Source organism: Phenylobacterium sp., assembly GCF_036502675.1.
In the GTDB taxonomy this organism is placed as follows: domain Bacteria; phylum Pseudomonadota; class Alphaproteobacteria; order Caulobacterales; family Caulobacteraceae; genus Phenylobacterium.
Window position 1 is genome coordinate 58,735 of the sequence record NZ_DASXYF010000046.1, and the last position, 8,852, is coordinate 67,586.

10 protein-coding genes are annotated in these 8,852 nt (G+C 72.4%); 4 read left to right on the forward strand and 6 right to left on the reverse strand.

The genetic code is table 11. The features are described 5' to 3' along the window. Positions 1 to 34 precede the first annotated feature (34 nt). From scpB to VGL30_RS05190, 5 genes are all read right to left on the reverse strand, one after another. The gene (gene scpB / locus VGL30_RS05170; RefSeq protein ID WP_331537478.1) at positions 35 to 682 is read right to left on the reverse strand and encodes an SMC-Scp complex subunit ScpB; all 648 of its coding nucleotides are present in this window, start codon (positions 680 to 682) and stop codon (positions 35 to 37) included. Further along, positions 679 to 1,482 carry a ScpA family protein gene (locus tag VGL30_RS05175; protein WP_331537480.1) on the reverse strand — a complete coding sequence of 268 codons (804 nt, stop codon included), beginning with the start codon at positions 1,480 to 1,482 and terminating at the stop codon, positions 679 to 681. Before VGL30_RS05175 ends, scpB begins: the two co-directional genes overlap by 4 nt. Continuing rightward, positions 1,479 to 2,504 carry a beta-N-acetylhexosaminidase gene (gene nagZ, locus VGL30_RS05180; RefSeq protein ID WP_331537482.1) on the reverse strand — a complete coding sequence of 342 codons (1,026 nt, stop codon included), beginning with the start codon at positions 2,502 to 2,504 and terminating at the stop codon, positions 1,479 to 1,481. The genes VGL30_RS05175 and nagZ overlap by 4 nt, the downstream gene beginning before the upstream one ends. Continuing rightward, positions 2,501 to 3,298 (reverse strand): SPOR domain-containing protein, encoded by a 798-nt coding sequence (locus tag VGL30_RS05185; RefSeq protein WP_331537484.1) that lies wholly within the window; start codon positions 3,296 to 3,298, stop codon positions 2,501 to 2,503. Before VGL30_RS05185 ends, nagZ begins: the two co-directional genes overlap by 4 nt. 130 nt (positions 3,299 to 3,428) lie before the next feature. Beyond that, a complete protein-coding gene (locus tag VGL30_RS05190) occupies positions 3,429 to 4,607 on the reverse strand; it encodes a deoxyguanosinetriphosphate triphosphohydrolase (RefSeq protein ID WP_331537486.1) in 1,179 nt (392 codons plus the stop codon). Positions 4,608 to 4,687: 80 nt separating this feature from the next. Between VGL30_RS05190 and erpA the strand changes: the two genes are divergently transcribed. Genes erpA through VGL30_RS05205 form a run of 3 tightly spaced genes read left to right on the forward strand, consistent with a single transcriptional unit; the run spans position 4,688 to position 6,515 of the window. Then, positions 4,688 to 5,020, forward strand: a complete 333-nt coding sequence (erpA, locus tag VGL30_RS05195; protein ID WP_331537488.1) for an iron-sulfur cluster insertion protein ErpA — start codon at positions 4,688 to 4,690, stop codon at positions 5,018 to 5,020. A 54-nt stretch (positions 5,021 to 5,074) separates the two neighbouring features. After that, on the forward strand, positions 5,075 to 5,854 hold the full coding sequence (xth, locus tag VGL30_RS05200) for an exodeoxyribonuclease III (protein WP_331537490.1): 780 nt from the start codon (positions 5,075 to 5,077) through the stop codon (positions 5,852 to 5,854). A 4-nt stretch (positions 5,855 to 5,858) separates the two neighbouring features. After that, on the forward strand, positions 5,859 to 6,515 hold the full coding sequence (locus VGL30_RS05205; RefSeq protein WP_331537492.1) for a hypothetical protein: 657 nt from the start codon (positions 5,859 to 5,861) through the stop codon (positions 6,513 to 6,515). 170 nt (positions 6,516 to 6,685) lie between these two features. On the opposite strand, the gene ilvD is transcribed toward VGL30_RS05205, so the two are convergent. Continuing rightward, positions 6,686 to 8,419 (reverse strand): dihydroxy-acid dehydratase, encoded by a 1,734-nt coding sequence (gene ilvD / locus VGL30_RS05210; protein ID WP_331537494.1) that lies wholly within the window; start codon positions 8,417 to 8,419, stop codon positions 6,686 to 6,688. Between the two features lie 175 nt (positions 8,420 to 8,594). Here ilvD and VGL30_RS18775 point away from each other — a divergent pair. Beyond that, the coding region (locus VGL30_RS18775; protein WP_414694956.1) for a tyrosine-protein phosphatase at positions 8,595 to 8,852 on the forward strand (258 nt) is incomplete at its 3' end.

The window sequence follows — 8,852 nt, forward strand, 5'->3', positions numbered from 1 at the left end:
TCCTGCGGGCGGACGCCAACGCGGGCTCCGCGTCCTAACGCCCCGCCTCCGCTTCGCCGAGGAAATCGGTGTGGAATTCCGGCGCGTCGCCGTCGTCCAGGGGGTCCTCGTCCGGGTGCAGGGCGTTCGGGTCGGGCACGGCGAAGTCCGCCGGCAGGTCGAGGCTGAGCAGTCCCGCCGCCTTCATCTCCCCCGCGCCGGGCAGGTCGGAGAGGCCGGCCAGGCCGAACTGCTCGAGGAAGCTCCCGGTGGTGCCGTAGGTCACCGGCCGCCCCGGCGTGCGCCGCCGCCCGCGCATGCGCACCAGCGACAGCTCCAGCAGCACGTCCAGCGTGCCCTTGCTGGCCTGCACGCCGCGCACCGCCTCGATTTCGGCGCGGGTCACCGGCTGGTGGTAGGCGATGATCGCCAGCGTCTCCTGGGCGGCGCGCGACAGGCGGCGGGGCTCCTCGCGCTCCTCGCTCATCAGCCAGGCCAGGTCCGGCGCGGTCTGGAAGCGCCAGCGGCCGGCGACGGGGACCAGCTCCACGCCCCGCCCCGCATAGCGCTGCGCCAGCGCCGCCAGGGCCGCCTCCACGTCGGCGCCCTCCGGCAGGCGGCGGGCGAGGTCGTCCAGGGCAAGCGGGCCGGCGGCCGCGAACAGCAGCGCCTCGACTTCGCGCTCGGTGGCGGGGTCGCTCATGCCGCGGCCTTCCGGGCCCGCAGGTAGATGTCGGCGAAGGCTTCGAGCTGGCGGGCCTCCATGGCGCCCTCCTTCACCAGCTCCAGGCTGGCCGACAGGGTCGAGGCGACGAAGGAGGCGCGGGAGGGTCCCTCCTCCCCATGGCGGAACGGGGCGACGCCGGTGAGCGGCGTCCAGCGCTCCAGGTCCGGCAACATGCCCCGCAGGCGCTGGCGGGCGTCCTCCAGCGGATAGGCCTCGGGCGCGCGGGGCGTGTAGGTGCGCTCGCGTCCCTTGGCCCGCTGGCCGACATAGGCCGTCATCAGGCCGTAAAGGTCGCCCTCCACCTCGCCGGAGGGGATGATCCGCACCGCCTCCGGATCGCCGCGGCCGAACACGTCGCGCCCCAGCTGCGGCCGGGCGGCCAGGGCCTCCGAGGCCTTGCGCATGGCCTCCAGCTTGGCGAGGCGGAAGGCCAGACGGGCGGCCATCTCCTCGGCGGGCGGCTCCTCGTCCGCGGCCCGCTCGGGCCTCGGCAGCAACAGGCGGGATTTCAGGTAGGCGAGCCAGGCGGCCATCACCAGGTAGTCCGCGGCCAGCGAGAAGCGCATCCGCCCGGCCTGCTGGATGAAGGTCAGGTACTGGTCGGCGAGTTTCAGCACCGACAGTTTCAGCAGGTCGACCTTCTGCTTGCGGGCCAGCGCCAGCAGGACGTGCAGCGGGCCTTCGTAGCCGTCCAACTCGACGATCATCGCCTCGCCGTCTTCGGCCGCGGCGCCGGCGGCCTCGAAGTCCAGCGGCGGCTGGAAACCCTGGGTCATGCCGCCGGGCGCCCTTCGAAGGCGGCGGCGAACCGCGCCCGGGCCTCGCCCACGTCGAACGGTTCGGGCGCCTTGGGGATGCGCGCGAGCGCGGCGGCGGCGCGCTGGGCGGCGCGGCCGGAGAGCGTCCGCGACCCGGCGACCACGCCCTGCATCTCCGCCATGTCGCCGTTGCAGTGCAGGAGCACGTCGCAGCCGGCGGCCAGCGCCGCCCGCGACCGTTCGGCGAAGCTCCCCGATAGCGCCTGCATGGAGAGGTCGTCGCTCATCACCAGGCCGTCGAAGCCGATGGCGCCGCGGATCACCTGGCGGAACGCCTTGCGCGAGGTGGTGGCCGGCCGCCTGGGGTCGATGGCCGTGTAGACCACGTGGGCGCTCATCGCCATCGGCATGTCCGACAGCATACGGAAGGGGACGAAGTCGCGGGCGTCGAGGTCGGCGTAGGACGCGTCCACCACCGGCAGGGCCATGTGGCTGTCGGCGGCCGCGCGCCCGTGGCCGGGGATGTGCTTGATGACCGGCAGCACGCCGCCCGCGATCAGCCCCTCGGCGGCGGCCCGGCCCAGGTAGGCCACCTCCTGCGGCGTCGTCCCGTAGGCGCGGTCGCCGATGACGTCGTGGGCGCCCGGGACCGGCACGTCGAGCACCGGCACGCAGTCCACGTTGATCCCGAGCTCGGCCAGGTCGTGGGCCAGCAGCCGCGCGCCCAGGCGGGCGATCTCCCGCCGCAGCAGCGGGTCGTCGCCCCGCAGGTTGCCGTAGGCGCGGCCAGGCGGATAGCGGCTCCAGTGCGGGGGGCCCAGCCGCTGCACCCGGCCGCCCTCCTGGTCGATCAGGACCGGGGCGTCGGGGCGGTCGACGCAGGCGCGCAGGGCCTCGACCAGCGCCCTGACCTGGCCGGGGCTGTCGACGTTGCGCTTGAAGAGGATGAACCCCCAGGGACGCACGTCGCGGAAGAACGCCTGCTCCGTCGGCGACAGGGCCGTGGAGGCGCAGCCGAGGATGCAGGCGCTGGCCGTCACTTCACGAAGCAGGCTTTGCCCGCGGCCTTGAGCTGGCCGCAGAAGGCCTCGGCCTGGGCGCGGGAGGCGAACCCGGTCACCGAGGTGCGGTAGAGCGTCGAGCCGTTGCGCTGGATGGGCTCGACCCGCTTGCCCTTGCCGGCGATGTCGACGCCTGTGATGCGCCCCGCGTCGACATAGCCCTTGTCGGCCTGGGCCTGTGAGGAGAAGGCCCCGATCTGCACGGCGGCGCCGCCCGCCGCCGGGGCGGGCGCTGCAGGGACGGGCGTCGGCTTGGGCGCGGCGGCCGCGGGTGTCGGCGCCGGCGCGGCGGCGGCCGGCTTCGCCGGGGCGGCCTTGGGCGGCTCAACCGGCTGGGCCGGCTTCAGGCCTGCCGCCGCCGGGGCGGCCGGCGCAAGCTGGGCGGTCCGCACGGGCGCGGTGGGGACCGCCGGGGCGGGCCTGGCGGCCGGCGCTTCCGGCGGCGGGGTGAAGGTGGGCGCGGCCGGCGCGGCCTCGCCGCCTTCGGACTTGTAGATCTGCAGGCCGGCGGCCGGATCCTGCGGCTGGCTGTCCGGCGGGGCCGCCGCCTTCATGGACTCCACCGGCTGGCCGACGGTGGCGGGCGCCTGGCCCGCCTCGCGCACGCCGGAGCGGTAGAAGACCACGATCGCGCCGACCAGCAGCACCAGCACGAAGCCGCTGGCGATCAGGGCGAGCGGCACGGGGCGCGAGCCCCGCACCGGCTGGCGCGCGTCGAAGGACAGCGGCGCGTCGGTCGGGGGAGTATATGCGCCGCGATCTTGGTCGCTCATCGCGAGGGCTCCAAAGGACGAAGGGCGGGCCCGCGAATCGCGGCCGCCTGGAATGGCAGTTTATCGAAGCGTCGCCGCTACGAACCCCCCTCTCGCCCCCGAGCCCCTCAGTTCGTCCGAACGGCTTGCTCTAGGTCCAGGCGTCGATGTGGAACAGCTTGCGGTGCTCTTCGATGGCGAAGCGGTCGGTCATGCCGGCGATGTAGTCGCACACCACCCTGGCCAGGCCGGCCTCGTCGCGATTCTGCGACCGGGCGAACCACTCGGTCGGCAAAACGTCGGGCTCGGTCAAGAACAACTGGAACATCTCGGCCAGAATGCGGCGGGCCTGCGATCGCGTCCTATTGACGCGCCAGTGCCGGTACATGCGCTCCATCAGGAAGGCGCGCAGCTGCGCCAGGTCCTCGACCATCGGGCGGGAGAAGGCCACCAGGGCGTGGCCCAGGTTGCGCACGTCCTCGGGCGAGCCGACCTTGGCTGCGGCCGCGCGGCGGGCGGTCTCGTCCATCACGTCGTCGACCATGGCCCCGATCATCCGCCGCACCGCCTCCAGGCGGACGATGCTGGCGTCCTCGTCCGGAAACTCGGCGTAGACGCCGGCCAGGATCGGGCCGATCAGCGGCACGTCCAGCAGCTCCTTCAGGTGGAACAGGCCCGCCTGCACCCCGTCGTCCACGTCGTGGTTGTTGTAGGCGATGTCGTCGGAGAGCGCGGCCACCTGCGCCTCCGCCGAGGCCCAGGTGGACAGGCGCAGGCCGTACTCGGCGTCGAACTCGGCGATGGCCCGCCACGAAGGCTTCTGCAGCTTCCCGTCCACCGGTCCGTTGTGCTTGATGACGCCTTCCAGCGTCTCCCAGGTCAGGTTCAGCCCCTCGAAGCGCGGGTAGCGCCGCTCCAGCTTGGTGACGACACGGAAGGTCTGGACGTTATGGTCGAAGCCGCCGAACCGCTCCATCCGCCGTTCCAGCTCGTCCTCGCCGGCGTGGCCGAACGGCGGATGGCCGAGGTCGTGGGCCAGGGCGACGGTCTCGGCCAGGTCGGCGTCCAGCCCCATGGCGACGGCCAGGGAGCGGGCGATCTGCGCCACCTCCAGCGAGTGGGTCAGCCGGGTGCGGAAGTGGTCGCCTTCGTGCGCCACGAAGACCTGGGTCTTCTCCTTCAGCCGGCGGAAGGAGGTGGCGTGGATGATCCGGTCGCGGTCGCGGGCGAAGGCGGTGCGGGTGCGGCTTTCCGGCTCGGCGAGCTTGCGGCCCAGCGATCGGGCAGGGTCTTCGGCGTAGGGCGCACGGGGAAACGGCGTCGAGGGCATTTGGCGGCTTTTCTAATGGCCCCTTGGTCGAAGCCGGTGGAGGTCGCATATAAGCTTGCCGGAAGAGACGTTTAACACCCATGACCGCCCACGACCTCACCCTATCGCCCGCCGCCGCCCGCCGGATCCGCGCCATCGCGGAAAAGGAAGGCAAGGCGCTGATGCTGCGCGTGGCCGTGGAGGGCGGCGGCTGCTCCGGATTCCAGTACCAGTTCGACCTGGTGGACCACGCCGAACCCGAGGACCTGCGGGTGGAGCGCGACGGCTCCACCGCCCTGGTGGACGACGTGTCGCTGGCCCTGCTGAAGGGCTCGGAGATCGACTTCGTCGACGAGTTGGCCGGGGCGGAGTTCCGGGTCCGCAACCCCAACGCCAAGTCGAGCTGCGGCTGCGGCGTCAGCTTCTCGATCTGATGGTTGAGGGCGCCGGCCCTCCCCTCTAGCGTGGCGCGGCTTTCGGAGCCCGCCATGCGAATCGCCACCTGGAACGTCAACTCGATCAACGCCCGCCTGGCCACGGTGGAGCGCTGGGTGGCGCAGGAGTTGCCGGACGTGATCTGCATGCAGGAGCTCAAGTGCGTGGACGAGAAGTTCCCCGCCGAGCCCTTCGAGCGCCTGGGCTACAACATCGCCGTCCACGGCCAGAAGACCTACAACGGGGTGGCGATCCTCTCGAAGCGTCCCCTGGAGGACGTGAGCCGCGGCCTGCCGGGCGACGACGCCGACGACCACGCCCGCTACATCGAGGCGGTGATCTCGGGGCCGCAGCCGGTGCGGGTGGCGTGCATCTACCTGCCCAACGGCAATCCGGTGGGGACCGAGAAGTTCAGCTACAAGCTGGGTTGGATGAAACGGCTGGAGGCGCGAGCGCGGGACATCCTGGCGCTGGAGGAGCCCACAGCCCTGGTGGGGGACTTCAACGTGATTCCAGAGCCCCGGGACGCCGAGTTTCCCAAGAACTGGGAGGGGGACGCCCTCTTCCAGCCGCAGAGCCGGGCGGCGTTCCGGGCGCTGAAGTGGCTGGGGCTGACCGACGCCTACCTGGAGGCCGACGGGGCGCCTGGCGCCTATTCCTTCTGGGATTACCAGGCCGGCGCCTGGCAGCGGAACAACGGCATCCGCATCGACTTCGCCCTCTTGACGCCGCAGGCCGCCGACCGGCTGAAGGCCTGCGTGATCCACCGGGACGTCCGCGGTTGGGACAAGCCTTCCGACCACGTGCCGGTGGTGGTGGAGCTGGACGTCTAGGCGCATGAGCGACGTCGTCCGCCTGATCCTTCTGCTGTTGCTGGCCGGCGCGGTCCTCACCTTCGCCGGCGCCGGGGCCATCCGGTTCATGGCGGAGGAGCGCCGCATCCGGCGGGCCTTGAAGTACGTGCTGGGCGCGGCGCCCGAGGCGCTGGTCAGCGCCCGCGGGCGCGGCGTGGGCTTCTCGTTCTCACGCGGAACGCTGGCGACAGCCTGGGACTGCGGAGCCTGGTGCCTGGTCTACCGGATCGACGAACTGATGGGCGCCGAGCTGGTGGTCGACGGCGAGGTTCTGGGCCGCGCCTACCGCGGCGAGCCTCGCCGGGCGCTGGACCGCGCCGCCCCGGACGCCGGCCGGATCACCCTGCGGCTGCTGTTCGACGATGCGGCGCACCCGGACTTCGAGCTCGATCTCTGGATCGAAGGCGCGGAGGCCCGCAAGGACAGCCCGGCCTACCCCGCCGGCGCCCTGCAGGAGGCCAACCGCTGGCTGGCCCGCGCCGAGGCCATCCTGCGCCGCCAGGGTTCGCCTGCGCGCCCCGTCCCGCCGCCGACCGCCAAGCCGCCGGCGGCGGCCGAAGCGCCGGCCCAGCCGGAGCGGCGGAACCTGCCGCAGGACGACGGCGAGGACGAGCTGGACGACGACGAGGCGCCCTTCTGAGCCCCCTCCCCGCTCGTGCCGGCTTTCGCCCATAGGCGCCAAGTTAATCCTTCAGTTTTCGCCGCAGGGCTTTTCCTCCCCCGTCCTCTTCGGGGCGGGGAGGAAAAGGCGCCGTCGCCCTTAAGTCAGCGCCTGTGGGCGAAGGCCGGGATCAGCGGTTTCGGAGCGCGTCAGATGTCGGCGTAGACATGCCGTTCCGCCTCGCCGCCAGGGTGGGTGACGGCGCCCAGGTGGGCGGGGCCGACGATCTGGGCGTATTTCCACAGGGCGCCGGCGCCGTAGGCGGTCTCGTGCGGCTGCCAGTGGCGCTTGCGGTTCTCCAGCTCGATGGGGTCGACCTCCAGGTCAATGGTCCCGGCGTCGGCGTCGATGGCGATGATGTCGCCGTCGCGGACCAGGGCGATGGGGCCGCCCGCCTGCGCCTCGGGACCGACGTGGCCGATGCACAGGCCCCGGGTCGCGCCGGAGAAGCGGCCGTCGGTGACCAGGGCCACCTTGTCGCTGATCCCCTGGCCGTAGATGGCCGCGGTGGTGGAGAGCATCTCGCGCATGCCCGGGCCGCCCCTGGGGCCCTCGTAGCGGATGACCAGCACGTCGCCTTCCTTGTACTGGCGCTTTTCGACGGCGTCGAAGCAGGCCTGCTCGCCGTCGAACACCCGGGCGGGGCCGCGGTGCTTGGTGTGCGACAGCCCCGCCACCTTGACGATGCCGCCGTCGGGCGCGAGCGAGCCCCAGAGGCCGACGACGCCGCCGGTGGTGGACAGCGGATCGGAGGCCGGGCGGATAACGTCCTGGTCGTCGCGCCAGACGACGCCCGCCAGGTTCTCCCGCAGGGTCCTGCCGGTGACGGTCATGACGTCGCCGTGCAGCAGGCCGGCGTCCAGCAGCGTGCGCAGCAGCATGGGTACGCCGCCCGCCTCGCCCATCTTCTTGGCCGGGTACCGGCCGCCGGGCATCAGGTCGCAGAGGTAGGGGGTGCGCCGCATGATCTCGGCCACGTCGCGCAGGGTGAAGCGGATCCCCGCCTCGTGGGCCATGGCTGGCAGGTGCAGGCCGCCGTTGGTGGAGCCGCCGGTGGCCGCCACCACGATGGCGGCGTTCTCGAAGGCCTCGCGGGTGCAGATGTCGCGCGGGCGGAGGTTGCGCTCGATCAGCGCCACGACGGCCTCGCCGCTGGCCCGCGCATAGGCGTCGCGGTCGAGGTAGGACGCCGGCAGGGCCGAGGACAGCGGCAGGGCCAGGCCGATGGCCTCCGACACGCAGGCCATGGTGTTGGCGGTGTACTGGCCGCCGCAGGCGCCGTCGCCGGGGCAGGCGTGCCGCTCCAGGTCTTCCAGCTCCTCGTCGGTCATCTGGCCGGCGGAATGCTTGCCGACGCCCTCGAAGATGTCCTGCACGGTCACCTCCCGGCCGCGCCAGACGCCGGGCAGGATCGAGCCGCCGTAGAGGAACACGCTGGGGATGTTCAGGCGCAGCATGGCCATCATCATGCCCGGCAGGGACTTGTCGCAGCCCGCCACGCCCACCAGGGCGTCATAGCTGTGGCCGCGCATGGTGAGCTCGACGGAATCGGCGATCACGTCGCGGCTGACCAGGGACGAGCGCATGCCCTCGTGACCCATGGCGATGCCGTCGGTGACGGTGATGGTGCAGAACTCGCGCGGAGTGCCGCCGGCCGCCCTGACGCCCTCGGACGCGGCGTGGGCCTGGCGCATCAGGGTGGTGTTGCAGGGGGCGGCCTCGTTCCAGCAGGAGGCGACGCCCACGAAGGGCTGGGCGATCTCGCGGCTGCCCAGGCCCATGGCGTAGTAGTAGGACCGGTGCGGCGCGCGGCTGGGGCCCTCGGTCACGTGCCGGCTGGGAAGCTTCGACTTGTCCCACGATCCGTCGGGGTTGCGATGCATCGTAGGGCTCCTGCCAAAGCGGGGTTCTAAAGGCCGGCCAGGTCCGTTGGAAGCCGGATCGCGGCTCGGCGAGCTCGGCGGGGATTTCGCAGAAGCGTCATCGGGGCGAAGTCCAGCCGTCATCGGACGGTTCTAGCTCCGCAGAGACGACGCGCCGGGCGCATGGCGCCGGCGTTTGGGGAGAGGGAGATCCGCACATGGCCGCCACCCGCCGCGACGTCCTGCTGGGCGGCCGCAACTTCCGCGACCTGGGCGCTACCGCAGCGCCGACGGGCGGATGGTGCGCTGGGGCCAGCTCTACCGGTCCGGCTCGATGGTCGGGCTGACCGAGGCCGACTACGGCTACCTCTCCAGCCTGGGGATCCTGGTGATCTGCGACTTCCGCAGCACCGCCGAGCGGACGCAGGAGCCGACCCGCTGGCCGGGGCCTTCG

Bases quoted from the DNA above. Each gene is read 5' to 3' on its own strand.
- VGL30_RS05190 (WP_331537486.1), bottom strand. From the start codon at position 4,607: ATGCCCTCGACGCCGTTTCCCCGTGCGCCCTACGCCGAAGACCCTGCC.
- erpA (WP_331537488.1), top strand. From the start codon at position 4,688: ATGACCGCCCACGACCTCACCCTATCGCCCGCCGCCGCCCGCCGGATC.
- ilvD (WP_331537494.1), bottom strand. From the start codon at position 8,419: ATGCATCGCAACCCCGACGGATCGTGGGACAAGTCGAAGCTTCCCAGC.
- VGL30_RS05185 (WP_331537484.1), bottom strand. From the start codon at position 3,298: ATGAGCGACCAAGATCGCGGCGCATATACTCCCCCGACCGACGCGCCG.
- VGL30_RS05205 (WP_331537492.1), top strand. From the start codon at position 5,859: ATGAGCGACGTCGTCCGCCTGATCCTTCTGCTGTTGCTGGCCGGCGCG.
- VGL30_RS05175 (WP_331537480.1), bottom strand. From the start codon at position 1,482: ATGACCCAGGGTTTCCAGCCGCCGCTGGACTTCGAGGCCGCCGGCGCC.
- xth (WP_331537490.1), top strand. From the start codon at position 5,075: ATGCGAATCGCCACCTGGAACGTCAACTCGATCAACGCCCGCCTGGCC.
- scpB (WP_331537478.1), bottom strand. From the start codon at position 682: ATGAGCGACCCCGCCACCGAGCGCGAAGTCGAGGCGCTGCTGTTCGCG.